Source organism: Mesorhizobium sanjuanii (assembly GCF_002529485.1).
GTDB lineage: Bacteria > Pseudomonadota > Alphaproteobacteria > Rhizobiales > Rhizobiaceae > Mesorhizobium > Mesorhizobium sanjuanii.
The window spans coordinates 1-25,657 of record NZ_NWQG01000120.1 but is presented as its reverse complement, the minus strand read 5'-3'; the positions used below and the strand labels follow the sequence as shown (position 1 = coordinate 25,657).

The following is a 25,657-nucleotide window of genomic DNA, read 5'->3' as shown; positions in this document are numbered from 1 at the left end:
CATGGACACGCCGTCTGGATTCACCGCCACGACCACCGAGGAAACGCTTGACCCCCCGGACTGGGCCGATGTGCAGGTCCTGTCGCATCGGATCGTCGACGATGCCGTCGCTTACCTGCGTGATGTCAGAGAGCGGCCGGTGTGGCGGGAGATGCCTGGAGATGTGAGGGACTTCTTCACCGCGTCCCTGCCGCAATCGCCATCGCCGCTGGCCGATGTCTATGGCGACGTCGTCGAGAGACTGATGGCCTATCCGATGGGCAATATCCATCCGCGCTTCTGGGCCTGGTACATGGGGTCGAGCAATTTCACCGGTGCGCTCGGCGATTTCCTGGCGGCGATCCAGGGCTCCAATCTCGGCGGCGGCAACCATGCCGCCGCCCTTATGGACAGCCAGGTGGTGGATTGGATGAAGCAGATGCTGGGCTTTCCCCAATCCGCCAGCGGCACGCTGGTCAGCGGCGGCTCGATGGCCAATATCATCGGGCTGACCGTGGCGCGCAATGCCAAGGCCGGCGTAGACGTGCGCGAATATGGCGTCGCCGCCATGACCAAGCCGTTGCGCTTCTACGGCTCGGACCAGATCCATTCCTGCCATCGCAAGGCAATGGAAGCGCTCGGCCTCGGCAACCGGGCGCTGCGGCGCATCCCGACCGATGCCGGATTGCGAATCGACATCGACGCGTTGCGCAAGGCGATCGCCGAGGACCGCAAGGCAGGCTTCAAGCCGGCCTGCGTCATCGGCACGGCAGGCACGGTGAACACCGGCGCGATCGACGATCTGCAGGCGCTGGCAAGGGTGGCCGCTGAGGAGGACCTCTGGTTCCATGTCGACGGCTGCATCGGCGCCCTGATGGCTATTGCACCGGAAAATGCCCATCGTGTCGCCGGTATCGAACGCGCCCACTCGATCGCGCTCGACCCGCACAAATGGCTGCACGCGCCGTTCGAGGTCGGCTGCGCGCTGGTCAGGGACGGCGCCTCGCATCGCGATACGTTTGCGGTCACGCCGGAATATCTGGAATCGACGCCACGCGGGCTCGCCTCCGGACAATGGCTGCATGATTACGGCCTGCAGACGTCGCGCGGTTTTCGCGCGCTGAAGGTGTGGATGGCGTTGAAGGAGCATGGCGTCGAGAAATTCGGCCGGCTGATCGATCAGAACATCGCCCAGGGCCACACGCTCGCCGGGCTGATCGAGGCCGAGCCGACGCTCGAGTTGACGGCGCCGACCAGCATCAACATCGTCTGCTTTCGCTATCGCGGCGATGGACAGGCGGGCGAGGAGTTGACGGGCGAGGCGCTGAAGGCGCTCAACACCGAGATCATGCTGAGGCTGCAGGAAGAAGGCATCGCCGTCCTCTCGGACACGACGGTGCATGGCCAGCATTGCCTCAGGGTGGCGATCAACAATCACCGCACCCGGCGCGAGGATCTGGACCTGCTGGTGCGCGAAACAGTGCGCCTTGGGAAGGAGATCTTGAGGTCGCGCTAGTACCCTCACAGAAGGGCATGGAGGATGTTCCTGTCATCAGACATCATCGACGAACCTACCTTCCCCGCCACCGAGATAGGTTTCCCACAGATGGTCCGACATCAGCCGGCGATAGCGTTTCGTGTCGATCGACTTCCGGTGCGAGGCGCCGCGCACGTGGAAAAAGATGTCGCCCAGCATGCGGTAGTCCGCCTGGACGCCGTCGAGTTGCAGGCTGACCGCCTTCCTGTCCACGGTGGCGACGTCGCCCGGGTCGAGTTGGCGATATAATAGCGGCCAATTTCCCCCGCCCGTATCCATTCCGCGTTCGAAGCGGGGGGTGAAATCCATGTCGAGGCCTTCCACGGAAGAGAAGCGGAAAAAGCACAGGCCCGCCCAGAGGAACCATCCCTCGAGGCCGCGCTTGGCCAGCCACCTTGAGCCATAGGCGACCTTTGCTTCCATCGCCTTCGTAATATCGACAGCGGCGACGGGAAAGCAATCGTGGTCGAGAAAGCCGAACAGTTCGGGCTTGAGGTGCCGCACGATGTTGTGGAAGGTCCAGTTCATGGCGATGCCATGCGACCGGTTGGGATTGGTTTCCCGATTCCGCGGCAGACCGAAATAGGCAACGCCGCGCGCCCGGCAGATGTCCTCGATGATCTTGCGCGCCGGTTGCCTGGACGAATTGTCGATGACGACCAGCGTCATTCCGGAGGCGTGAAGCTGCCAGGCCCGGGTGAGCACATCGATGACCCAGGGCGTGTTGAAGGCGATGCTGAAGCAGAAGTTTCGCGAGCCGGTGGATTGCAAATGCGCGGCAAAACCCCGGCCTTCGGCGACACCCTGTGACCGGAAACTGCCTTCGACCAGCCTGTTGCGGATGGATTTGGCTTTTCGGACGGGCCAATTCTGGTGGAGCAGATCATTGAGCGTTTTGAGCGGCTTCGAGGTCATTTTCGCGCAAGCCACGGATGAACCATCCAATCCATAGGCCGAAGCCGGTGCCGCGACAAGCATCCTGCGCAAGGTTGCTTGCATGGCAGGCGTAACTTGGCGATAACCGCTGTCTGGCGGGTAGCGCCAAAAACCTGATTATGAAGCTGAGGGGTGGGCATGCTTTCAACTAGGCTGCGTGGCGCTTTCTTCGCCGTCGGCATCGCGTTCGCGATGTGCCTGCAGGCACAGGCGGTCGAATTCACGACGGTCACGATCAAGGTCGGCTATGGCGCCGGGGGAAATTACGATCTGACCTCACGCCTGGTCGCGCGGCACCTTGGCCGGTTCCTGCCGGGCAATCCGTCCGTCGTCGTGCAGAACGTGCCGGGTGGCGGCAGCCTGAAACTCACCAAGATGATGCTGGGCAGCGAACCCGCGGACGGCAGCGTCATCGCCTCGGTCAGCGAAGCCATGCCCTTCGCACCGGTGCTTGACCCGGCAAACGCCGATTTCGATCCGCTTTCGATGCAGTGGATCGGTTCCTTGTCGAAGGAACCATCCATCTGCATCACCACAAAAAGCTCCGGCATCGACACGATGGACAAGTTCCTGCAGAGCGAGTTTCTCCTCGGGGCGTCGGGCAAGAGCAGCCTGACCTACATCCTTGCCGCTGTGGTCAAGAACGGCCTGCCTGCCAAGTTCGGCATCGTCACGGGATTTGACGGTATCGCGGAGATCATGGTCGCCAGCGAGCGTGGCGAAGTCGCGGGTCTTTGTGCCCTTGTCTATTACAACGTCGCCGACAAACTCGACGAGTTCAATGTCATTGGAACATTCGGACCTGGTACCGTTTCCGGAGCGCCGGCGCTGCCGCGTTTTTCCGACCAGATCAAGGATCCGGTGAAGCATCAAGCCGCCGTGCTGATCGAATCGTCGCGGAATTTCCACTTGCCGCTGATGGCGCCGCCCGGAACGCCGAAAGAAACGCTCGACAGCTTGCGCAGGGCCTATGTCGACATGAGCAAGGATCCGGAATTCCTTGCGGACGCCGCCAAGCCGGGCGACTTGACCATCAACATCACGACCGGTGAAGAGATCGGCAAGTTCGTCGCCGACCAGCTGAAGGCGGATCCGGCTGTGTTCGAGGCCGCCAGAAATCTCGCGAAGTAAGAGCCTGGCAGGGACTCTAGGGTGGACGTGATCCTCACGGCTGTCGTCGAAATGGCGCAGCCTTTCCGACTGCTGATGCTGATGGCCGGGGTCTTCGCCGGGCTCATCGTCGGCGCGGTTCCCGGCATTGGCGGCCTGTTCGGAATGGCCCTGCTCATTCCGATGACCTACAATATGGACGCCTATGCGGCGTTCGCGCTGCTGCTCGGCATGGGCTCGGTCAACACCACATCCGACACGATACCGGCCATTCTTTTCGGCGTTCCGGGTTCGGTCGGCGCCGCCGCGACCGTGCTCGACGGCCATGCCATGGCCAAGAAGGGCGAAGCCGCGCGCGCCTTCGGCGCCTCCTATTCGGCGTCGCTGATCGGCGGCGTCTTCGGCGCGCTGGTGCTTGCCGCTTCGATCCCGGTGATCAGGCCGATCGTCCTCTATCTGAAGACGCCGGATTTCTTCGCCATCTGCGCTTTCGGCCTGTCGGTCGTGGCGCTGCTTGCCGGCAGCCAGCCGCTGAAGGGTCTCGCCGCCGCTATGCTCGGCATGCTGGCCTGCTTTGTCGGCCTCGACGACATTGCCGGCGCCGACAGATGGACCTTCGGCCAGATCTATCTCTGGGACGGGTTGCCGATCGTCGTGGTGTTTCTCGGGCTGTTCGGGCTGCCCGAACTGGCCTCGCTACTGATGCGCGGTTCGATTCAGGGCAATTCGGAGATCCCGAGCTATTCCGGCATGCGCCAGGGCATGATGGACACGCTGCGGGAGTGGCCGCTGGTCTTGCGCTGCAGCGCCATCGGCTCGCTGCTTGGCGCAGTGCCCGGCGTCGGCATCGCCGTGCTGGACTGGATCGCCTACGGCCACGCGGCGCGGCGGCCGGGACCCGGCCCGAAATTCGGGGAAGGCAATGTGCGCGGCGTCATCGCTCCCGAGAGCGCCAACAACGCCAAGGAGGGCGGCTCGCTCATCCCCACCATCGCCTTCGGCGTGCCCGGATCTGCCTCGATGAGCATCCTGCTCGGTGCCTTTGTCGTCCATGGCCTGGTCCCGGGCCCGGACATGCTGGGCAAGAATGCGGCGGTCACCGTGTCGATGGTGTTCTCGATTGCCCTCGCCAACATCATCGGCGCCATCACCTGCCTGGTTCTGACCAGACCCCTGGCGCGGATTGCCCGCGTCTCGGCCACCGTGCTGGTGCCCCTGGTCATCACCTTCATCGTCGTCGGCGCCTACCAGACCAATATGAGCGCACTCGACTTCGTCCTCCTGATGCTGATCGGCGGCGGCGGCATGGCGATGAAAGAGCTCAACTGGCCGCGTTCGGCTTTTGCACTGGGCTTCGTGCTTGGCCCGAGCCTTGAGAGCTATTTCTTTCTCGCCTACCAGATTTCGGGCTGGGCCTGGCTGACGCAGCCGCTGGTCCTGGTTCTGCTTGGCCTCGCCGGCGCCGGCATGGTCAGGCAGACGGTGTCCTGGATCAAGGCGAGGAACAGCACAGGCGCCCTGCCACAGCCGCTGCCCGACCTGATCGCCAGCAGCGCGTTGACGGTGCTTGCCGTGGCGGCCTTTGTCACGGCGGCCATTTGGTTTCCCTTCGAGGCCGGTATCTTTCCGATGATCACTGCCGGCCTGCTGGCGCTGCTGGCGTTGGCGATATCGGTTCAGACGGCCACAAGACTGCGGCGACAAAGGCAAAGCGGACGGACATCGGTCGCAAATGCTGCGCCCAATGGCGAATGGGCGCCTTCCGGCGAAAAGGCGATGCAAGGCAATCTCGCCATTATCGGCCTGTGCCTGGTGCTTGCCGCGCTGGTCCTGCTGATCGGTCATCTGGCGGCGACCTTTGTCTTCGTGGCGGGAGCGATCCTGGCGTTCGGCTCGGCGTCGCGGCGTGCGCCGCCCCTGATCGCCGGGGTGACGACATTGATCATGTATGCCGTCTTCGATCTCCTGGCTTCGCAACCCTGGCCGACGCCATGGCTGATGCAGATCTTCTGATTACTCGCGCGGCGGCTGCGCCGACAGAGTCTCGACAAGGCGACGTCGCAACAGCTTGCCATTGTCGCTGTAGGGCAGCGACGCCACCAGCCGGACCTCGCGCGGCCGCCGGTCGGGGCTGATGTTGGCGCGCAGGAAAGCCTGGAATTCGTCGACCGTCCCGTGCTCGGTGACGATGAAGACCGCAATCTCCTGGCCCATCGTCTCGTCGGGGAAACCGGTGACCGCGACGTCCAGCACCTTGGGATGAGCGCGGATCAGCTTTTCCAGTTCCTGCGGCGCGACGTTGACGCCGCCGCGCACGATCATATCGGATTCGCGATCGACGATCGTCAGGAAACCGGCGTCGTCGAGAAAGCCGATGTCGCCGGGCATGCCCCAGTTCGGACCCATGATCCTCGGATCGATGAAAGGCCGATTGCCTGGCAGGAGCACCGCCGAGGCCATGGTGGACGTCCAGGCCTTGATCAGCCCGGTTTCGCCATTGGCAAGGACATGCCCCTCGGCATCGACGATGTCGATGCGCACGCCGCCAAACGGGCGGCCGGCGCTTTCGGGCCTGGCCAGCACATCCGGGCCGGACAGCATCGAGATGTTGCCGGTGAGGCTCGACGCATAGGAGATGCGATAGCCCGAAGAGATATAACGGTAGGCGGCAAGCTTGTCCTCGGGGCGCGCCGGCCCGCCAATGCTGTAGAGCACCCGGAGGTCGGGCAACGGGCTGGTCGCGGGTTGACCCACCTCACGCACCAGTCTCGAGATCACCGGCGGCGGCAGCGAGGTTCCGCTGGCGCGGAACGACAGCAATCCCTCGATAAGCTCGGACGGCGTGAACAGCGGTGGAAAGAAATTGACCGTGCCGCCATAGAGCAGATAGCTGAATATCTGATGGCGTGTCGCCGAATAGGACAGGGCCATCGGCGTCAGAAGGCGCTTTTCCGTGCCGTCGAGCGTGCTCTTGCGCGCGGTCACGCGTCCGCTCAGCGCCTCATGGGACTGAATGTAAGCCTTCGGATCGCCGGTTGTGCCGGACGAGAACATGAGGAAGGCCGGATGCGCACCGGTGGCGCCGGCCGGGGCGGCATGGGCGGCCGGCGAGGCGTTCTTCCAGTCGGCCTGAAAAATGGCGCCCGGATAGGGATCGTCGCCGGGTGGGCTGCGGCTTTCGAAAATCATCGCCAGCGCGAAATCCCTGATATTCCTGGCCCGCTGGCTCCTGGGCGCGCGGAAATCGATGACCACCGGCGTGGCGTCGATCTTCCAGCAGGCAAGAATGGCCAGGACAACGTCGATATTGTCGACCATGGCAAGGCCGACACGGTCGCCGGGCCGAAGCCCCGACATTTTGAAGTTGGCGGCGAGATGCCCGACCTGGACGAGGGCTTGCGCATAGGTGATCCGCGAATGGCCGCTGACCATCGCCACGCGGTCGCCATTGGCCGCGAAAGCGTCCAATATCTGTCGGCCGAAATTCATCAATGACGCTCGCGCCCCGCCGCGTCTCTGGCGGCGAGGAAGGCGATGATCTCGTCGTCGATGGCGTCCATATTGGCTTCGCGAAATCTGTCATGCGTGCCGGGCAAGACGACTGTCTTTATCCTGGCCTTCTCGAACACCCAGCCCTTGTACTGGTCCACCGTCCGGGCGCCCCATTCCGAGCTGGCGAGAACCAGGACGTCGCAAGGATATGGGTCGGGAGAGAAGCCAGCCGTGGCGCGGACGAGCATGCTCTTGAAGGCCTTGTGCCTGGTGTGGCGGCCAAGCCGCGTCTGCCCGAGCCCGATCGTCCTCAGACCATCGCGCAGCGTACGCCAGTAGACGACCTTGCGGGTGATCTGGCGCCGCCTGCGGGCCGTCATGCGTTCGTCTTCCATCGGCTTCAGCCAGGCCGAGCCGAGCGGCGGCGGATCGATCAGTAGCAGCGCCGGCCGCTCGCCGGTCGCTTCATAGACCTTGCGGCCGACCTCGATGGCCAGCAGGCCGCCCAGGCAGATGCCGCCGACGACGCCGGGATGGCGGCCCATCGCCGAGGTCAGGCCCTCGAAATAGTTGGAACTGATCTCGGCGACGCTGGAACAGGGCGTCTCGCCGGGCTCGAGCCCCATGCCGCGCACGGCCAGAACCGCGTATCTTTCCTTGAGACGCCTGCCGAAACGGTTGGCGAAGAGCGCCGACCCCGAAATGCCGTGGATCATGGCGAGCGGCTCGCGGCCGGTACTGCCGGCTACCGGCACGATGAGCCGGCGCGCCGGATGGAGCGGCGTCAGGGATGCGATCAGCCTGCCGAACTCACGCGGCGTCTGCGCCTCAAGGAGCACGGAGGTTTGAAGACTCACATCGAACCGCTTCTGCACGGCAAGAACAAAATTCTCCGCCATCAGCGAGTCGCAGCCGAGATCGAAGAAATTGTCATCAAGTTGGACGGACGTTACCTGCAACTCCGCCGCGAACATGGCGGCAATCGCATGCGCCGGCCCGTCGCTTGACATGCCATAGGCAGGCCGGATCGCGGTCTGTACATTCATCGGAGAGCCCCTGACCGATGCAAATGCGCATTCGGCGAAGCTGCGGTTCGCGAACGCTTCTTCGCTTTTACCGGCAGGTCGCGCAACGGACAAGCATTCATTACGCGATCGGTAAAGACCCGTCGTCAACTTCCGGGACGGCGGGGCGGAAGAGGCGCCCGGAACTTCATTCGATCACGCGTCGAGCCAGACCTTCTCGAAATGCTGCTCGAGCGACTGGTGCTGCTCGCAGCCATGCACGCCCTTACGATAGGTGCGATAGACCGAGCGCCAATAGGGCTGGATGATGATGCCGGAATCGCGCAGGTTCTGCTCGATCCTGGCCATGATCTCCTTGCGGGCGGTGGCATCGGGGGTGGCCAGCGCCTTGTCGAGCAAAGTGTCGAACTCGGGATTGGCATAGGCGCTTTCGTTCCAGGCGGCGCCTGATTTATAGGCGAGCGCCAGCACCTGGACGCCGAGCGGCCGGCCGAGCCATTCGGTGCAGGAGAAGGGATATTTGCTCCAGTCGTTCCAGAACGTTGCCGCCGGCAGCACGGTGCGCTTGACCTTGAGCCCGGCCTCGCGCATCTGCGCGGCAATCGCATCGCCGCTGGTCTTCTGCCAGTCGACATCGACCGAGATGAGATCGAATTCATGATCGGTCTTGCCGGCCTCGGCGAGCAGCGCCTTGGCCTCGTCGACCTTGCGCACGGCCGGGCCGATATCGGCATATTCGGCATGCATCGGCCCGACATGGTGGTTTTCGGCCGGCTTGCCCCGGTTGTCTATGCCAAGCTGCAACACTGCGGTGTTGTCGACCGCGAGCTGGGCAGCGCGCCGCACCTTGACGTCGTCATAGGGCGGATTGCCGACATTGAAACGCGCGACCAGGGTCGAGCCGGTGGCGAGTTCCGAATTCCCGAGCTCCATCTGTTCGGTCTGCGACACCGTATCGGCGGCGGTTTCGTGATTGGTGTCGATCTCGCCCGATTCGAAGGCCGACAGCATGGCATTGGGATCGGAGCCGTAGTCGACCCATTTGATGCCGTCGAGATAGAAGTCGCCCTTCCACCACGGCTTGTCCTTGCGGCGGACCTCGGCGCCGGTCTCGGCGTCCCATGACACCAGCTCGCAAGGCCCGGTGGTGATCGCCAGCGCCTTCAGCGGATCGTCGCCACCATCGTAGGAGCGGTGCATGATCAGTCCGGGATAATCGGCCACGCCGGCAATCAGCGAAATATCGGGCTTCGGCAGATTGAGCTTGATGGTGAAGTCGTCGACGCGCTCGATGCCGCCATCGACGGCTTTCTTGGTGTCGGCGTTGACCAGCGCGCCCAGCCGCGCGGCGACCGAATTGCCGGCGATGGAAGCATCGCACCAGCGCGTGAGGTTGTGGACGACATCGTCGGCATTGAAGGTGTCGCCGTTCGACCAGGTTATGCCCTTGCGGACATGCAGCGTCAGCGTCTTGGCGTCGTCGCTGGTCTCCCAGCTCTCGAGCAGCCATGGCTCGAAGGTGAAATCGCGGTTCCAGCGGACCAGGTATTCGTTGCACTGGCGGGCGATGTTGGACATTTCGACACCGTCGAAGGTGCGCGGATCCTTGAAGCCCTTGACGTTCATGGCGACGCGCAGCACGCCGCCGCGCTTCGGCTCCTCGGCCCTGGCCGGGGACGGCGCCAGGCCGCCCAGCGCCAGCGCACCGGCGGCGCTGACGCCGAGTGCCGCCATGGTGGCGAGATATTCGCGCCGGTTCATATGGCCCTTCTTGAACCCGTCGGCGACGGGCTCGGCCTGCGGATGCAATGATCTGCCGGTCAACATGAACTTCATTGTCGTTCCCCTGTTGTTGGTGCATGTCGCCCAAAAGTGCGCAGCGGTTTTGGGACAACGACATGCACGAAAACCAATGCGCGCCCCGGCCGATCGGCAGACGCGGGGGACGGGTGCGATCGCCAGGGCGCCATTGCCTCGGGGGATGATAGGGCGAGCTGCCGCAGGGGAGTGTTCGGACTTCCGCAGTTCTTGTGCGCCGTTCCGCAAACGGAAGGTCCCCCTCACCCGGACGCGAAGCGGCCGGATGAGGGGCCTTGGCGACCTCAGTAGGGCCAGTCGCCTTTGCCTAACGCTGCGACCGCCGCGATGATGCGGGCGAAGGCTTCGCCGGCCCGCGGCACGGTCTTGCGGGCGCGCAGGAAACTGTGCACCAGGCGCGGCTCCTCGCGCCACCAGGCGCGGCCGCCGGCAGCTAGGATGCGGTCGCGATAGGCCTCGCCGTCAGACGACAGCGGATCACACTCGGCGGTGAGGATGAAGGTCGGCGGCAGGCCGGAGAAATTGCTGTCTCGCAACGGCGAAAAGGTCGGGTCGTCGAGAGACTGTGCCTTGCCGGAGCGGACGTCGCGGTAGAACTCGATGTCACTGAGCGTCAGCAGCGGCGCATGCGCATGCTCGACATAGGAGCCGGCGCTCTCGTCGCCGCCGAGGCCGGGATAGATCAGCACCTGGCCGATGGCGGGGCGAGAATGGTTGCCCGAGGCATGCGCCACCCCTGCGGCAAGATTGCCGCCGGCGCTTTCGCCGCAGAGCACGATCGGCAGATCTGACGTCGCAGCGGCCCATTCGAACACGGTGAGTGCGTCGTCGAAGGCGGCCGGATGCAAATGCTCGGGCGCCAGCCGGTAGTCGACTGAGAGCACGTCAAAACCGGTGCCGGCGCAGATCTCGGCGCAGATGTCGTCATGGCTGTCGAGCCCGCCGAGGATGAAGCCCCCGCCGTGATAATAGACGACGATCGCCTGTGGCGTCCCGCCCGCCGTCCGGTAGCGCCGAACCGGAACGGTATGGTCGCCGGCGGCAACCGAGCCGTCGCTGGCCTCGACCCCGGCCGGGTAGGCCTCACGGAACGCCCGGCACATCGCGTCATAGACCGCCCGCTGCCTGTCGATCGGCAGGCCGGCGATTTCGGGCGGGTACCAGCCATTGACCCGGTCAATGTAATCCCACAGCGCGGGATCGAGCCGGGTGGCGTATTTTCCCCGGCCGGTTTCTTCCCGGCTCTCGGCATCGATGGTCATCGAACCCGGCACCGGTGTCAGAGCCCGGCGTAGAGCCGGGCCGCATCGTCGAAGCTGAAGCGCAGAGGCACCGAGCCTTCGACCTGCCAGGCGGTTACGCTTTCGCCGGCAAGCAGCCGGCAGGCGCCGTCGGTGTCGGTGACCGCGCCGCCATAGAGCCGGTTGGCAAGGTTGAGGATGGCGGTCTGGTGCATGGCCGCGCTGCCGCTGCCGCAGGCGTCCTTGACCAGAAGCACGCGAAAGCCCGCTGCGACGGCGTCCTTGACCGACGCGTCGATGCAGGCTTCGGTCCAGACACCGGCGACGACAAGCCATTCGATGCCGCGCGCCTTGAGCTCGCCTGCCGCGGGGCCGGTGCGGAAAGCGCTGGCCTCGGCCTTGATCCGCAAGGCTTCGCCATCCATTGGCGCAACCTCGTGACAGATCGCCGTCAGCGGGTCGTCCTTGTCGGAGAAGGCCGACTTGCCGTTGGCATCGACCGGGTGGAACGGCCGGTCCTGGGCGCCGAGGTCGACGATGTAGGCCCAGTGATGGAGCGGCACGCCATTGGCCCGCGCCGCCGCCTGCAGGCGCTGGACATTGGCGAGGATTTTCTCATAGCCGTCGACGAGATAGCGCTGGTCCTGCCGGTGCTCCTCCTGAAGATCGATGAAGATGGCGGCCACTGTGCCGCGTTTGATGGAGATGGGCGTTTTCATGCGGATGCGCCTGGGTTACGGGCCAACGCTGTTCCTTTCAGCGAGCCGGCGCAAGCAGTGGAGGCTGGCCGGCGCCTCCCCAACTTCGTCATCCCAGGGCGAAGCAGGAGCGAAGCTCCGTCGCGGAGACCCTGGGATCCATGCCGTGGCCTTGGCCGTGGAGTGCAGGGGAGCAAAACCTGCATCGAGGCAGCGCGTTGAAGTCGCGGCATGGATCCTAGGGTCTGCGCCGCGTCGCTGCGCTCCTTGCTTCGCCCTAGGATGACGAAGCGATGGGCGTCCGCGCTCGTCCCCAAGAGATACGCAACGAGCGTCAAACCTGCTTCTCCAAAAACTCATCCTCATAGGGGAAGCGAGACAGAAGTTCGGTGCCGGTCTCGGTGATCAGGATCTCGTCCTCCAGCTTGACGCCCTCGCGCCCGCCCTTCTCGCCGATATAGCTCTCGACGCTGACCACCATGCCGGGAACGATGACGCCGTCGCGGCCATAGGTCTCGTAGTCCATGGCGTGCGCAATGAACGGCGTCTCGCCATGCATGCCGACGCCATGCATGACCGAAGTATAGCGCTGGTCGACGAAGCGATCGGGGATCTTCCAGGCCTTTTCGGCGATCTCGCGAAACGCCATGCCGGGCCTGACGATCGAAATGTTGTGCTGAACCTGGTCATGCGCCATGCGGTAGAGCGCTTTCTGATAATCGGTCGGCTTGCCCGGCCCGCAGCGGAAGGTGCGCGAGAAGTCGGAGTAATAACCGTAGCAGCCGATCGTGTCGGTATCGAGCGCCAGAAGCTCGCCGGGCCGGATCTTGCGGCCGCTCGCCTCGTTGAACCAGGGATTGGTGCGCTGGCCCGAGGTCAGCAGCCGGGTTTCGATGAACTCGCCGCCCTGGCGGATCACCTCGCCATACATGATGGCGAACAGGTCGTTTTCGGACACGCCGGGCTTGATCGCCTCGCGCACCGCCGAGACGGCGGCCTCAGCACCGGCCATCGACACCTGCAGGCATTTTACCTCCTCCGGCGTCTTCACTGCGCGCACCGCCAGTATCTCGCCCTGGCAATCCCTGACCTCGCAGCCGCGCTTTTCCAGGGCGAGGGCCTGCAAATGGCTGCAGCGGTCGAGCCCGAGCTTCATCGAGCCGCCGCCGTGCTGCTTGAGGAGTTCGGCGATCTCGTTGGCGAAGGGGCCGGCGGTCTCGTCGTCGCGGCCTGACACCGAGGACCAGACCAGCTTGGAGGGCCGCGCCTCGTCGATCGTGTCGAGCACCATCGAGACATGGTAGCTCTGCGGATACTCGAACAGCACGATCGGCCCTTCAGTGGGGATAAAGAAGTAGCGCGTCGAGTTGCGCAGGAAATAGCCGAACATGTTGCGCGAGCCGGTGGCGTAGCGCTGGTTGTAGGGGTCGAACAGGACGACACCGCCATAGCCGGCCTCGCGCATCCAGGCGCGCAATTTGGCGAGCCGGCCCTTGCGCAGCGCGTCGGCATCGATGAAGGACGGCTCGGTGTCGGACAGCCACATGCCGCCGGCGGGGTCGGCGGCGGCGGGGTGGCGCATGCGGTCCCTAAAGTCCACATCTTCCGTGCTGTCGGGATCGAAAACGACGATGCTCATGGGTGCCTCCTGGAAGCGAGGAAGATGAGCCATGCCCTGCGCAGAGGCTGTGCGAAATACCGCAGGTGTTGTGCCAGATGCCGCTTGGTCTCGTTACGCAGCGCTCTACGGCTGTCCCGCCAGCGTCTCGCTAATGCCGCCGCATCACCTTCGGCGCGTGCCCATGCTCCTCGCGAAATGCCCGGGCAAAACTCGACATCGAGGCAAAGCCACAGGCCAGCGCCACGTCGCGCACCATCAGCTTGGAGTGCGCCAGGAGATCGGCGGCGCGCTTCAGCCTGAGGCGGCGGTAGTAGCCGTTGGGCGAGATGGCAAGCTCGGCGCGAAAATTCCGCTCGAGCTTGTCGGAGGAGACGCCGAGCCTGGCGGCAAGGTCGGTCATGGCGAGCCGTTCCTCCACCGCGTCCTCCATGATGGCGATGGCCGACAGCACCAGCTCGTTCTGGACGCCGGTGCGCAGGCGCAGCGGCATCAGCTTGCGGTCGACGCTCGAGCGAAGGGGACTGTGCACGAACCATTCGGCGATGCCGGCGGCAAGCTCGGCGCCATAGTCCGACGCAACGATCTCGAGCATCATGTCGAGGCTGCCGACGCCGCCGGCCGAGGTAAAGCGCTTGCGGTCGATGACATAGAGATCGCGCCGGAGCTCGATGTCGGGAAAGGCCTCGGTGAAGGCGGCCTGGCTGGTCCAGTGCAAGGTGCAGGCATGGCCGTCGAGCAGGCCGGCGCGGGCGAGGAAGAACGCCGCATCGGCCACCGCGCCGATATGGGCGCCGCCGCGCAGGCTCTTGCGGATCCAGCTCACCGCGTCCTCGGCGACGAGATGATCGGCGTCGCCACCCGAGCAGACGACGATGCGGTCGACCTTCGGCGCATCGCCGGCGGAAAAGCCGGGCTGGATGACGACGCCGTTCGAAGCCTCAACCGGGCCTTTGGCAGCGCCGACGATGATCCAGCGGTAGCACTCGCGCTTGGCCAGCACGTTGGCGGCGCGTAGCGGCTCGATGACCGAGCTGAACGCCATCATCGGAAAGCCGGGGAAGACGAGCACGGCGAAGGTAAGGGGGGCGTCGTTTGCCGCAGGCTGGGTGCGTTGTCGGTTGTTCATAGCTTCCGGAACCAGGAGGATCAGGACGCTACAATTCAGGCAGATGCGATCTGGGTCAACGAGGGGTAGCAGATCTATATTGAGAAGCGTCTGCGCTGCCCCCTCTCCGGCCGCTGCGCGGCCACCTCTCCCCCATTCCATGGGGGCGAGGAAAACGCCAACCGCCGAAGGTCGCGGCCTTGAAAAGCTTGGGTTCCTCGCCCCCACAAAGTGGGGGAGAGGTGGCTCGGCGAAGCCGAGACGGAGAGGGGGAGCGCCATATGCGATAATCCTGCCCGTGCCGGCGAGAAGTGCCCGGCAGGGCGATGAGGGGCGGCGCAGGCTTCGACAGGCCAATTGGCGCCTTCTAGCCCCTCAGCGCCTGATCCAGATCGGCAACCAGATCGTCCCCATCCTCTATCCCTGCCGACAGCCGCACCAGCGAATCCGAAATGCCGATCTCCGCCCGCTTCCCGGCCGGGATCGAGCCGTGCGTCATCAGCGCCGGGTGTTCGATCAGGCTTTCGACGCCGCCGAGGCTTTCGGCCAGGGTGAAGAGCTGCGTGCGTTCGAGGAAGCGTTTTGTGCCGGCAAGGTCGCGGTCGAGATCGACGGAGATCATGCCGCCGAAGGCGTGCATCTGCTGGACGGCGATGGCGTGCTGCGGGTGGCTGGCGAGGCCGGGATAGATGACGCGGCGCACATCCTTGCGGGTCTCCAGCCACTGCGCGATCTTCAGGCCGTTCGTGGAATGGCGCTCCATCCTGAGCGCCAGCGTCTTGATGCCGCGCAAAGCCAGAAAGCTGTCGAACGGGCCTGATATGGCGCCAACGGCGTTCTGCAGGAATTTCAGGCGGTCGGCGAGATCCTTGTTGTCGCCGACCACGGCGACGCCGCCGACCATGTCGGAATGGCCGTTGAGGTATTTGGTCGTCGAGTGGACGACGATGTCGATGCCGAGCTCCAGCGGCCGCTGCAGATAGGGGCTGCAGAAGGTGTTGTCGGCGACCGAGATCAGGCTTTTGCGTTTCGCCAGTGCCGCAACGCCTTCGAGGTCGACGATGCGCAGCAGCGGATTGGTCGGCGTCTCGACCCAGAGCAGTTTCGTCTCCGGGCGGATCGCCGCCTCGACCGCGGCAAGGTCGGTGAAGTCGACGAAGCTGACCTGCAAATTGGCGGAGCGCTTGCGCACCCGCTCCATCAGGCGGAAGGAGCCGCCATAGATATCGTCGGTGGCGACGACATGGGCGCCGGAATCGAACAGTTCGAGCACAGTGGCGATCGCCGCCAGCCCCGAGGCGAAGGCGAAGGCGGCGGTGCCGCTTTCGAGATCGGCCACCGCGCGCTCGAAGGCGAAGCGCGTCGGGTTCTGGCTGCGGGCATATTCGAAACCCTTGTGCACGCCGGGCGACTGCTGGCCATAGGTGGAGGTGGCGTAGATCGGCACCATCACCGCGCCGGTCAGCGGGTCGTGGCTCTGGCCGCCATGGATGGTGCGCGTCGAAAAGGCCAGGCGGTTCTTGCCCGATACGGTTGCTTTTACAGTCATCGGGCGCGCCTCAGATGGTTGATCAGGTCGATGCGGGTTATCAGGCCGACGAATTCGTCGCCGTCGAAGATGATAGCGACTTCGTTGCGGTCGAAGACCGGCAGCAGCGCGTCCAGCGTCTGGCTCGCCTGCAGCGTGTGCAAATTGGAGGTCATGGCGGTGCGGACCGGGGCCTTGAAGCGGTCCCAGCGGCTGTCATAGGGGCCGTCGACATGGGCGAGGATATCGCTTTCGTCGACGATGCCGACGAGTTTGCCCTCGTCCAGCACCGGCAGTTGCGAAACATCCGAGCGGCGCATGCGGCCATAGGCGTTGAGCAGGCTTTCGTCCGGGCCGACATAAACAATGTCACCGGTGCGAGGCGAGCGCATCACCAGGTCGCGCAGATCGCCGTGCTGCTCATGGTCGGCGAGGCCCTGCTCGGCCAGCCAGATATCGTCGAACACCTTCGACAGATATTTGTTGCCGCTGTCGCAGACGAAGGTGACGACCCGCTTGGGCGTCGTCTGCTCGCGGCAATAGCGCAATGCGGCCGAAAGCAGCGTGCCCGAGGACGAGCCGGCGAGGATGCCTTCTTTCGACAGCAGATCGCGCACCGCCAGCATGCTCTGCTTGTCGGTGATGGAGTACGCCTTTTTCACCAGCGACAGATCGGCATTGGGCGGGACGAAATCCTCGCCGATGCCTTCCACGGTCCAGCTTCCGGCCTCTTCCATCTTGCCGGTCTTGATCAGCGGCGCCAGCACCGAGCCGACAGGGTCGGCCAGCACCATTTCGGTCTTCGGCGACACCTTGGCGAAATAGCGGCCAAGCCCGGTCAGCGTGCCGCCGGAGCCGACGCCGACGACCACCGCGTCGACATCGCCTTCGAGCTGCGTGAATATCTCGGGGCCGGTGGTAGTTTCATGGGCCAGCGGATTGGCCGGATTGGCGAACTGGTTGGCATAGAAGGCGCCGGGCAATTCGGCGGCGATCTTTTCGGCCATGTCCTGATAATATTCGACATGGCCCTTGCCGACATCGGAGCGCGTCATGCGCACCTCGGCGCCGAGCGCGCGCAGATGCTGGATCTTCTCGCGCGACATCTTGTCGGGCACGACCAGGATGATGCGGTAGCCCTTGGGGATGCCGACCTGGGCGAGGCCGAGGCCGGTGTTGCCGGCCGTCGCCTCGACAATGGTGCCGCCGGGACTGAGCTTTCCCTGCTCCTCGGCGGCGGCGATCATCGAAACGGCGATGCGGTCCTTGATCGAGCCGCCGGGATTCTGGCTTTCGAGCTTGATGAACAGCCGGCACCTGCCGGTGTCGAATTTGGTCAGCTCGACGACCGGCGTCTGGCCGATCAGGTCGAGGACCGAGGCATAGGGCGGCCGCAGACGCTGCAGGCCGGTGTCGGGTGCGGCGGTTTTGTGCTCGCTCATATCAGATGCTCCGTGGTAACAGGCGAGCGACCGCCCCTGGCGAGGTGGTCAGCCTATCGTCTTTTCCAGCCGTTTGCAGTCTGAAAGAAGATAGATCGTGCCAATCGCCCGGCGAGATGCGGAATGAAATTCCGGTTGTTGGTCGCGGCACGCGGGTCAGGCAACCGACTTCCTGACCGGTTCACGGGCGTCAACGATTCGCCCAGACCAGCCCCGCCAGACCGACCAGCGCGGTGACGATACCGGCATAAAGCCATTGCGACTGGCCGGTCATGAAGCTGCCCTGGACCACGCCCATGCCTTGCAGCGACCACACCACGCCGATGGCGATCACGAGCAGCGCCAGCAGGTTCTTGATCAATCTGGTCATTATGAATCTCCTCGCCAAGTCGATCCTGGCTCTGCCGATCGCGTTCGCCGTAACCGCGATGATATTACCAAGGAAGCGATCCGAACGCGCTCGTCTACACTTATGTTCCGACGTGCGATCTTGCTGCAGACATCTGCGATATTCGATGGGGTATCAGCCAAGACTCGCGCCCCGATGGCTGAAAATCTCTGACAGACTGTTTCGTACCGACTCCAAACGTGTGCCCTTGCCACGGAACTGCCGGAGGTTTGCCGCATTTCTCGCCTTATTCGCCACCTAACGGCACGGTTCTGTCAACGGAGCCTCCCAATGAAGAAGAACAACAAGACCGCGCTTGTCGCGGTGACGATAGCGGCTGGCCTGATGGCCGGCGCATCCGCCTCCTCCGCCGCCGCCCAGTGCGGCCGTGCCTCCTGGTACGCGCTGCATTCCAAGACCGCTTCCGGCGAGCGCATGAACCCCTCGGCGCTGACTGCGGCGCACCGCAGCCTGCCCTTCGGCACCAGGCTGAAGGTGACCAACCGCAACAATGGCCGCAGCGTCGTCGTGCGCATCAACGATCGCGGCCCGTTCATCAAGGGGCGCATGCTCGACCTGTCGAAGGGCGCCGCCAGCCGGCTCGGCTTCATCAGCTCAGGCCATACGTCCGTGTGCATGGCACGCGTCTGAGCCTGGTTGGAAATTCTGCTCCGGCGGTCGAAACAGAGTCCCGCCGGACACGACTCCATGTTTTCGCAGGCGCACATTGAGCCGGCTCGGGCTGTCGAGCGCTGATTCCCAAGGCCTTGGCAGAAAGAAGTACATAGATCACGGCAGCTGACGTATTGCATTGCAGCAATTTGTTGCTAACCTCCCCGGCAGACATTTAGGGTTCGGCGCTGCCGTCGTCCTCTTGGTGCAGCCGCGGGGTTCCCGATGTTCTACCAGCTCTATGAACTGAACCATGCCGCCCTGCAGCCGGCGCGCCTCTATGCCGATGCGGTGCGCCTGCTCTATACAAATCCGCTCAATCCGTTTTCGCACACGCATTGGGGCCGTTCGGTCGCGGCGACGGCCGAATTGTTCGAACGCACCACGCGCCGCTACTCCAAGCCGCGCTTCGGCCTGGCGACGACGGTGGTCGACTGGAAGAATGTCGAGGTCAGCGAAAAGACCGTCTGGTCGCGGCCTTTCTGCAATCTGGTCCGTTTCGAGCGAGCCGTTCCGGCCGGCCGCAAGCCCGATCCGAAGCTGCTGATCGTGGCGCCGATGTCCGGCCATTACGCGACGCTTCTGCGCGGCACGGTGGAGGCGATGCTGCCACATGCCGACGTGCATATCACCGACTGGGTCGACGCCCGCATGGTGCCGCTCGGCGAGGGCAGCTTCGACCTCGACGACTATATCGATTACATCGTCGACATGCTGCATGCGCTCGGCCCCGACACCCATGTCATGGCGGTGTGCCAGCCTTCCGTGCCGGTGCTGGCGGCGGTGGCGCTGATGGAAACGCGCGGCGACCCGTTCGTTCCCTCGACGATGACGCTGATGGGCGGGCCGATCGACACGCGCCGCAATCCGACCGCGGTCAACCTTCTGGCCGAGGAAAAGGGCATCGACTGGTTCCGCGACAATGTCATCATGCAGGCGCCCTGGCCGGTGCCGGGCTTCGGCCGCGAGGTCTATCCCGGCTTCCTGCAGCTTTCCGGCTTCATGAGCATGAATCTCGACCGCCACATCATCGCCCACAAGGACTTCTTCATGCATCTGGTGAAGCATGATGGCGACAATGCCGAGAAGCACCGCGATTTCTACGACGAGTATCTGGCGGTGATGGACCTGACGGCGGAGTTCTACCTGCAGACCGTCGACACCGTGTTCGTCCGCCATGCCCTACCCAAGGGCGAGATGACGCATCGCGGCGTGGCAATCGATCCGTCGGCGATCCGCAATGTCGCCCTGTTCACGGTCGAGGGCGAGAATGACGATATTTCCGGCCTCGGCCAGACGAAGGCCGCGCACGATCTGTGCGTCAACATCCCCGCGGACAGGCACGCCCACTACATGCAGCCGGCGGTTGGCCATTACGGCGTCTTCAACGGCTCGCGCTTCCGCTCCGAAATCGTGCCGCGCATTGTCGACTTCATCACCAGCTACGGCCGGCAGAACCGCGTTGCGGTGAAACCGAGGCTGGTGCGCGCCGCCAAGCGCTAGGCCGGCAAGCGGGCAGGCTGTTGCACAATAGCCGCTTTTTCGGCCCTGCCGGTAACCATGTCGAAATTCTCGCCGTTTGCATAATTGACACGGAGTGTAAATCGCCCTTAACGTTTCGTTAACAACAAGGGACGAGCGGGGACAATGATTTCCTCAAGGGTGGCAAGAAAGCTGCGCCGGTGCGTTGTGGCCGGGCTGGCGATTTCGGGGGGTTGGGCGACATCGGCCCTTGCGGCCAGTCCGATGGTGACCGGTGGCCCGACATCGCAGCCGATCGGCCACTACGACTTCTGCAAGGCCAATCCGGGCGAGTGTTCGATTCGACCGGCCGATCTCTATCCCGCCGCCATGACCGGCTCGTTCTGGCGCAAGCTGGTCGGCGTCAACGACAGGGTCAACGCCGCCGTCAAGCCGGAAAGCGACTACGATATCTACGGCAAGGACGAGGTCTGGGCCTATCCCGACAAGGGCGTCGGCGACTGCGAGGACTATGTCCTGGAAAAGCGACGCGAGCTGAACCGCCTCGGCGTGTCGTTCGCCGACCTGCTGATAACCGTCGTGCGCAAGGCCGACGGCGAGGGCCACGCGGTGCTGACGGTGCGCACCACCAAGGGCGACTACGTCCTCGACAATCTGACCACCAAGGTTCTGTCCTGGGACCAGACCGGCTACCGCTTCCTCAAGCGGCAGGCGGTCGACAACACCGGCCGCTGGGTCTCGATCCGTGGTGGCCAGCAGGTTCTGGTCGGCTCGGTCCAGTAGACTGGACGCGGTTTCCCAAGCCAAAGCAATCGCAGCGGCCACCCTCGGCCGCGCACCGCATGGCGAAAAAATTTCGCAGTCTCCGTGAACCAAATCCTCTTGGCCAGCGACACATGGCCGTAGATGGAAACACAACCCACGGAGAATTCAGATGACTGCACTTTTGCGCAATACACTTCTCGCCGCCGTCGCGGTATCGTCGCTGGCCGGATCCGCTCTGGCCGACCAGACCATCACCAGCTGTGGCAAGACCTCGACCAACAACCTGTGGAGCGGCCGCTGTTGCGGTGACGGCGACTCGAACTGCCTGGGCGGTGGAAACGGCGGTCACGACCACGGCGGTCGCGGCGGCCGCGGCGGCCAGGCCGGCGCAAAGTAATCTCGCCACATGCCCGCTGGCTCCCCGCCGGCGGGCATCGCTTTAGAGCAGGATGAATTGAAATTGAGTCGGTCATCCTGCTCTAAGTTTTTGTTTTTGCCCATGATCTTGTCCGAAAAGTCTGCAACTTTTCGGGATCAAGCTCCAGTGGAGCGAGCGTCCGCGCCAGTGCCAACGCCCTTGGAGTAACCTACGGACGTCGGCCGAGTGCTGCGCGGATCGATGCGGTGATGCGGCGAAGCTCGGCGTCTTCCAGCTTTTCGATGTTTTCGGCCAGGAGGTTGGCAAGCTCGGTGGCGGCGGGCGTAAGGCCCGACGTGTCGAGCTTCACCCGCGGGTGCGAACTTTCAGCCAGCCGGGCCAATTCCTCGGCATCGTCCCAGATGATGTTGAAATAGCCGATGATCTTCTGGATCAGCGTCCAGGTCGGCGCGCCGCGGCGGCCATGCTCCAATGCCGACAGATAGGCGGCGCTGACGCCGATCGCCTCGGCCATGGCCTTCTGGCTGACGCCGCGTTCGCCGCGCAGTTGGCGCAGCTTCTCGCCGAACGGGGTCATCAGCGCAACCGCCGCAAGCGGACATAGAGCGCGCCGGAGCCGCCATGATTGCGCGCGGCATGGTCGTGGCTGGAGACGAGCGGCCTGAAGGCCGGTGTCGACAGCCAGGCCGGCACGGCGCGCCGCAAGACGCCGTCGCCGCCCGAGGACGACCCCTTGCCGGTGATGACCAGCACATAGCGGACGCCGCCGGCATGCGCCCGGTGCAGGAAGGAAAACAAAAGCGAATAGGCTTCATCCTGGGTCAGGCCATGCAGGTCGACGCGGCCTTCGATGGGCAGCCGGCCCTTGGACAGTTTGTCCAGCGTCGGCTCGTCGAGCGCGTGCGAAACATGCTGCGTTTTCGGCTTTGCGGCACCTGCCGGACTGGCGGCGGCCTGGATCGCTTGCGATGGTGTCGGCCTCGCCTCGGCAGCAATTTCGGGACTATCGACGGCAAGCTTGCCCTTCAGCGGCTTGGCCGTGCGCGCCACCAGGTTCCACAGCACCCGGTCGTCCTCGCTCAGCCTGTCGTTGCGCCTGGTCATCGTGCGGACCCAACAAGCGGGCGCGGGATCAGCGCATAAAAGTCGGCGGCGTTGCGGACGACGCCGGCGATCTCGCCGGCGGCATCGCCCGAGCCGGCGAACAGGTCGCCGCGCGCCGGTCCGGTGATGGCCGAGCCGGTGTCCTGCGCGATCATCAGCCGCCGGAACGGTTTTGCGTCGAAAGCGGTCAGCGACGGTGCGTCGATGTAGAAGGGCGTGCCGAATGTATGGAGCAGGCGGTCGACCGCGACCGAACGCCCCGGCGTCAGCGGCACCTTGGCGGCGGCGATCGGACCGAGATCCGGATCATCGCCGGCTGCTTCATCAAATGGCGCCTCGCGGAAGAAAATATAGGAGCGGTTCTGCCACAGAATCTGGTCGACACGGTCCGGATGCGCCCTGAACCAGGCGCGGATCGACTGCATCGTTACCTTTTCCAGCGGGATTTCGCCAAGCTCGGCCAGGATCTTGCCGGCTCCGGTAAAACGCTGGCCGGATTTGGCGGCATAAGTGACACGGCAAAGCCGTCCGTCGGTCATCATGAGCCGCGCGGATCCCTGCACATGGATGAAGAAAGCATCCACCTTGTCGGCGAGCCAGGCGATTTCCAGGGCCTTGCCATTCAGCGCACCGCGTTCGACCTCGCCGCGGTCGAAATATTCGACCGGTCCGTCCGGCGTGTCACGGCCGAAGGCGAGATAGGGATCCATGCCGGAAGGCCGGTTGGCGTCGTCGATGTCGATGAGATCGGCCGGGCGGGATAGCAGCGGCACGACAAATCGCCCGGTGCGGACCGGCGAGGCTTCGACCACGGGTTCGTAGAAGCCGGTGACGAGGCCGGCGCCGCCATCCTCGGCCCGGATATGCGCGGGCACAAAATGGCGTTCGAAGAAGTTTTTCGCCTGCTTCCGATCCGAAAATGGCAACCGATTCGCCGGCGAAACGGCGCGCGCTTCCGCATAGGCTTGGGCAAAGGCGCCGAAATCGATGCCGAGGGCGCCGGAGCGGTAGGGCCTGGTCAGGACATGGAAGGCAGAACGGCGAAAGGCAGCAAAGGCTTGGAGATGATCGTCTTCGGCCCAGCCGGGCAGCTCATCGAACGTTTTTTCGCTGAAAGCCTGGGATAGCGACACGACAGGCCTCGCAGCTGACCTCTCATGCATGTCGTCATCCCAAAACCGCTACGCACCCTCGGGTCAAGCCCGTGGGCAAGCTTTTTTGGGCGACATGCTTGTTTGCTTGATGCATGTCGTCAACCCCAAAAACCGCTACGCACTTTTGGGCGACATGCATTGGGATCAATCTTCTTCCTCGGTGGCGACCAGCTTCCAGTTCGGGTCGCGCGAGCGCGTGTCGCGGGCGAAGGTCCAGACATCCTTGACCTCGGCGACGGTCTCGGGATCGCCGTCGATAACCGCGCCGGCCTTGTCGCGGGTCGCCGAAATCAGTTCGCTGACGATGCGCAGCGTGATATGCGCCTCGCCGCCCTTCATCTCGGCCGAGACGATGTCGGCCTTGTCGATGCCGACGAAGGAGGACTGTATCTTTTCCGATTTCGCCTCGCGCTCGCCGATGGCCGCGACAAAACCCTCATAGACCTCGCGCGACAACAGGTTCTTCAGCGTCTTGCGGTCGCCGTCGGCATAGGCCATGACGATCATCTCATAGGCCATCTTGGCGCCGTCGACGAAGGTCTTCGGCTCGAACGTCGGATCATTGTCCTTGATCGCGCGCAGGCCCTTGTTGAGATCGGTGTCGGGCTTGGCGAAGGCGTCGATCGCCGCATAGATGTCGTCCGCCGGCTCTCCCGGCGCCCGCTTGCGCGGCAGCGAGACCACGTTCTCAGGCTTCTTGGCACCGTCCTTGTCGCCCGTGCGGCTTGCCGTATAGGGATCGAAAGGCGGGCGCTCGCTGCCGGTGCGGCGGCCGAGCACATTGCGCAGCTGGAAAAAGATCACCACCGCCGCGATCAGAAAGAAAATCGTGCCGAAGTCGAAGAATCCCATATCTTCCGCCAATCAATCCCTACTCCGGCCGGACCGCGCGCCAAGCAAGAGCGGCGGTCGCATAGCGTTCAACATCCAAAGCATATAGAACGCAAGCTGCAATCATTCAAATCAAAGGCAGGCATACCTATCTAAAAGGCCCACTGCCAGCGGCGATTGCCCGCCGGCCGGCAAAACATGGAAACGATCGGTCACGACTTGCGCATTTCGCTGCTTCCCCTCTTCCTGCTGGCGCTCCCTCTGCTGGAGATCGCCGGCTTCGTCGTTGTCGGCCGCCAGGTCGGTGCGCTGGCGACGGTTGGGCTGGTGCTGGCTTCGAGCGTGGCGGGCATGCTGCTGCTCCGACACCAGGGGTTTGGCGTCATGGCGCGCGTGCGCGCCGAAATGGACGCCGGACGCGACCCAAGCCGCCAGCTCGCGCATGGCGCCATGATCGTGCTGGCCGCCATCCTGCTCATCATCCCCGGCTTCATCACCGACATTTTCGCCGTTTTGCTGCTCCTGCCAATGGTTCGCGATCTCGCCTGGCGACTGCTGAAAGGCCGCATCGTGGTGGCCACCGATTTCGGCGCCGGCGGGTTCCGGACCCGGCCCCGCGACAAGGTCATCGATCTGGACGATGGCGATTATTCGCGCGGCGACGATTATAAGCGCGGCCCCGATCACAATTCTCCGTGGCGCCGCCTCAAGGACGAATAGCGCCCGCAAAACTTGTCTTGTCATGCCGGCCATGGTAGCGAACGCCCGATTTCAATCCGGCGGCAATGCTGCCGAGGCAAAAGGACAACGGCTAATGGCCAGCAATGACGACGCGCCGACCGGCGCGGCCAATGGCAACGGCAACACGGCGCAGCCCTCGCTCAACGTGCTCGCCCAGTATGTAAAGGACCTTTCCTTCGAAAGCCCCGGCGCGCCGAACTCGCTGCGCGGCCGCGACAAGGCCCCCGGCATCGCCATCAACGTCAATGTCAACGCCAACCCGCTTTCCGACAAGCAGTTCGACGTCAATCTGACGCTGAACGCCAAGGCGTCCTTCGACCAGGAAGTGCTGTTCAATGTCGAGCTGGTCTATGGCGGCGTGTTCGCCATCAGCGGCTTCCCGCAGGAGCACATGCTGCCGATCCTGTTCATCGAATGCCCGCGGCTACTGTTCCCGTTCGCCAGGCAGATCATCGCCGAGGCGACGCGCAATGGCGGCTTCCCGCCGCTGATGCTCGACCCGATCGATTTCGCGCAGATGTTCCAGCAGAAGCTGGCCGAAGACCAGGCCGCCGGCAAGGTCCAGGTGAGCTGAGGCTGATTGCTCGGTAGCGTTTGGAAAAGCCCGGC

24 protein-coding genes are annotated in these 25,657 nt (G+C 64.1%); 9 read left to right on the top strand and 15 right to left on the bottom strand.

Annotation, left to right across the window (positions count from 1 at the left end):
* Position 1: 1 nt before the first annotated feature.
* The gene (locus CN311_RS18950) at positions 2–1,495 is read left to right on the top strand and encodes a pyridoxal phosphate-dependent decarboxylase family protein (protein ID WP_097575265.1); all 1,494 of its coding nucleotides are present in this window, start codon (positions 2–4) and stop codon (positions 1,493–1,495) included.
* A 36-nt stretch (positions 1,496–1,531) separates the two neighbouring features.
* Here CN311_RS18950 and CN311_RS18945 read toward each other — a convergent pair whose 3' ends face one another.
* Positions 1,532–2,431, bottom strand: coding sequence for a hypothetical protein (locus CN311_RS18945; RefSeq protein ID WP_097575281.1), 900 nt, complete (start codon positions 2,429–2,431; stop codon positions 1,532–1,534).
* A 159-nt stretch (positions 2,432–2,590) separates the two neighbouring features.
* Between CN311_RS18945 and CN311_RS18940 the strand changes: the two genes are divergently transcribed.
* Together CN311_RS18940 and CN311_RS18935 are read left to right on the top strand one after the other, a co-directional pair.
* Entirely contained in the window at positions 2,591–3,583 is a 993-nt protein-coding gene (locus CN311_RS18940) for a Bug family tripartite tricarboxylate transporter substrate binding protein (protein ID WP_097575264.1), read from the top strand.
* 21 nt (positions 3,584–3,604) lie between these two features.
* Positions 3,605–5,575 (top strand): tripartite tricarboxylate transporter permease, encoded by a 1,971-nt coding sequence (locus tag CN311_RS18935; protein ID WP_097575263.1) that lies wholly within the window; start codon positions 3,605–3,607, stop codon positions 5,573–5,575.
* Here CN311_RS18935 and CN311_RS18930 read toward each other — a convergent pair whose 3' ends face one another.
* From CN311_RS18930 to CN311_RS32635, 10 genes are all read right to left on the bottom strand, one after another.
* Positions 5,576–7,051, bottom strand: coding sequence for a class I adenylate-forming enzyme family protein (locus CN311_RS18930; protein WP_097575262.1), 1,476 nt, complete (start codon positions 7,049–7,051; stop codon positions 5,576–5,578).
* Positions 7,051–8,100 carry a thioesterase domain-containing protein gene (locus tag CN311_RS18925; RefSeq protein WP_097575261.1) on the bottom strand — a complete coding sequence of 350 codons (1,050 nt, stop codon included), beginning with the start codon at positions 8,098–8,100 and terminating at the stop codon, positions 7,051–7,053. Before CN311_RS18925 ends, CN311_RS18930 begins: the two co-directional genes overlap by 1 nt.
* 174 nt (positions 8,101–8,274) lie before the next feature.
* A complete protein-coding gene (locus tag CN311_RS18920) occupies positions 8,275–9,915 on the bottom strand; it encodes an ABC transporter substrate-binding protein (protein ID WP_097575260.1) in 1,641 nt (546 codons plus the stop codon).
* Positions 9,916–10,181: 266 nt separating this feature from the next.
* Positions 10,182–11,159, bottom strand: a complete 978-nt coding sequence (locus CN311_RS18915; protein ID WP_097575259.1) for an alpha/beta hydrolase — start codon at positions 11,157–11,159, stop codon at positions 10,182–10,184.
* Positions 11,160–11,176: 17 nt separating this feature from the next.
* Entirely contained in the window at positions 11,177–11,857 is a 681-nt protein-coding gene (locus CN311_RS18910) for an isochorismatase family protein (protein WP_097575258.1), read from the bottom strand.
* Between the two features lie 313 nt (positions 11,858–12,170).
* Positions 12,171–13,475 (bottom strand): M24 family metallopeptidase, encoded by a 1,305-nt coding sequence (locus tag CN311_RS18905; RefSeq protein WP_097575257.1) that lies wholly within the window; start codon positions 13,473–13,475, stop codon positions 12,171–12,173.
* A gap of 130 nt (positions 13,476–13,605) precedes the next feature.
* Entirely contained in the window at positions 13,606–14,583 is a 978-nt protein-coding gene (locus CN311_RS18900; RefSeq protein ID WP_097575256.1) for a GlxA family transcriptional regulator, read from the bottom strand.
* Positions 14,584–14,929: 346 nt separating this feature from the next.
* On the bottom strand, positions 14,930–16,111 hold the full coding sequence (locus tag CN311_RS18895; RefSeq protein WP_097575255.1) for a trans-sulfuration enzyme family protein: 1,182 nt from the start codon (positions 16,109–16,111) through the stop codon (positions 14,930–14,932).
* Positions 16,108–17,532, bottom strand: a complete 1,425-nt coding sequence (locus CN311_RS18890; RefSeq protein ID WP_097575254.1) for a pyridoxal-phosphate dependent enzyme — start codon at positions 17,530–17,532, stop codon at positions 16,108–16,110. The genes CN311_RS18895 and CN311_RS18890 overlap by 4 nt, the downstream gene beginning before the upstream one ends.
* A gap of 190 nt (positions 17,533–17,722) precedes the next feature.
* Positions 17,723–17,902 carry a hypothetical protein gene (locus tag CN311_RS32635; protein WP_097575253.1) on the bottom strand — a complete coding sequence of 60 codons (180 nt, stop codon included), beginning with the start codon at positions 17,900–17,902 and terminating at the stop codon, positions 17,723–17,725.
* A 309-nt stretch (positions 17,903–18,211) separates the two neighbouring features.
* On the opposite strand from CN311_RS32635, the gene CN311_RS18880 reads away from it, so the two are divergent.
* The 4 genes from CN311_RS18880 to CN311_RS18865 all read left to right on the top strand — a co-directional run bounded on the left by CN311_RS18880 (position 18,212) and on the right by CN311_RS18865 (position 21,236).
* On the top strand, positions 18,212–18,571 hold the full coding sequence (locus CN311_RS18880; RefSeq protein WP_097575252.1) for a septal ring lytic transglycosylase RlpA family protein: 360 nt from the start codon (positions 18,212–18,214) through the stop codon (positions 18,569–18,571).
* 246 nt (positions 18,572–18,817) lie between these two features.
* Positions 18,818–20,095: a polyhydroxyalkanoate depolymerase gene (locus CN311_RS18875; protein ID WP_097575251.1), complete on the top strand. Its 1,278-nt coding sequence runs from the start codon at positions 18,818–18,820 to the stop codon at positions 20,093–20,095.
* A gap of 144 nt (positions 20,096–20,239) precedes the next feature.
* Positions 20,240–20,857, top strand: a complete 618-nt coding sequence (locus CN311_RS18870) for a transglutaminase-like cysteine peptidase (RefSeq protein WP_097575250.1) — start codon at positions 20,240–20,242, stop codon at positions 20,855–20,857.
* Positions 20,858–21,008: 151 nt separating this feature from the next.
* On the top strand, positions 21,009–21,236 hold the full coding sequence (locus CN311_RS18865; RefSeq protein WP_097575249.1) for a hypothetical protein: 228 nt from the start codon (positions 21,009–21,011) through the stop codon (positions 21,234–21,236).
* A 190-nt stretch (positions 21,237–21,426) separates the two neighbouring features.
* Here the strand turns inward: CN311_RS18865 and CN311_RS18860 are convergent, their stop codons facing one another.
* The 4 genes from CN311_RS18860 to CN311_RS18845 form a co-directional block, all read right to left on the bottom strand.
* Positions 21,427–21,795, bottom strand: coding sequence for a helix-turn-helix domain-containing protein (locus CN311_RS18860; protein ID WP_097575248.1), 369 nt, complete (start codon positions 21,793–21,795; stop codon positions 21,427–21,429).
* Positions 21,795–22,322 carry a Smr/MutS family protein gene (locus CN311_RS18855; RefSeq protein ID WP_097575247.1) on the bottom strand — a complete coding sequence of 176 codons (528 nt, stop codon included), beginning with the start codon at positions 22,320–22,322 and terminating at the stop codon, positions 21,795–21,797. The genes CN311_RS18860 and CN311_RS18855 overlap by 1 nt, the downstream gene beginning before the upstream one ends.
* Positions 22,319–23,485, bottom strand: coding sequence for a murein transglycosylase A (gene mltA / locus CN311_RS18850; RefSeq protein WP_425351085.1), 1,167 nt, complete (start codon positions 23,483–23,485; stop codon positions 22,319–22,321). Before mltA ends, CN311_RS18855 begins: the two co-directional genes overlap by 4 nt.
* A 135-nt stretch (positions 23,486–23,620) precedes the next feature.
* Entirely contained in the window at positions 23,621–24,328 is a 708-nt protein-coding gene (locus CN311_RS18845; protein WP_097575245.1) for a Tim44/TimA family putative adaptor protein, read from the bottom strand.
* A 198-nt stretch (positions 24,329–24,526) separates the two neighbouring features.
* On the opposite strand from CN311_RS18845, the gene CN311_RS18840 reads away from it, so the two are divergent.
* Together CN311_RS18840 and secB are read left to right on the top strand one after the other, a co-directional pair.
* Positions 24,527–25,027, top strand: a complete 501-nt coding sequence (locus tag CN311_RS18840) for an FxsA family protein (protein ID WP_097575280.1) — start codon at positions 24,527–24,529, stop codon at positions 25,025–25,027.
* 94 nt (positions 25,028–25,121) lie between these two features.
* Positions 25,122–25,622: a protein-export chaperone SecB gene (gene secB / locus CN311_RS18835; RefSeq protein ID WP_097575244.1), complete on the top strand. Its 501-nt coding sequence runs from the start codon at positions 25,122–25,124 to the stop codon at positions 25,620–25,622.
* Positions 25,623–25,657: the final 35 nt, after the last annotated feature.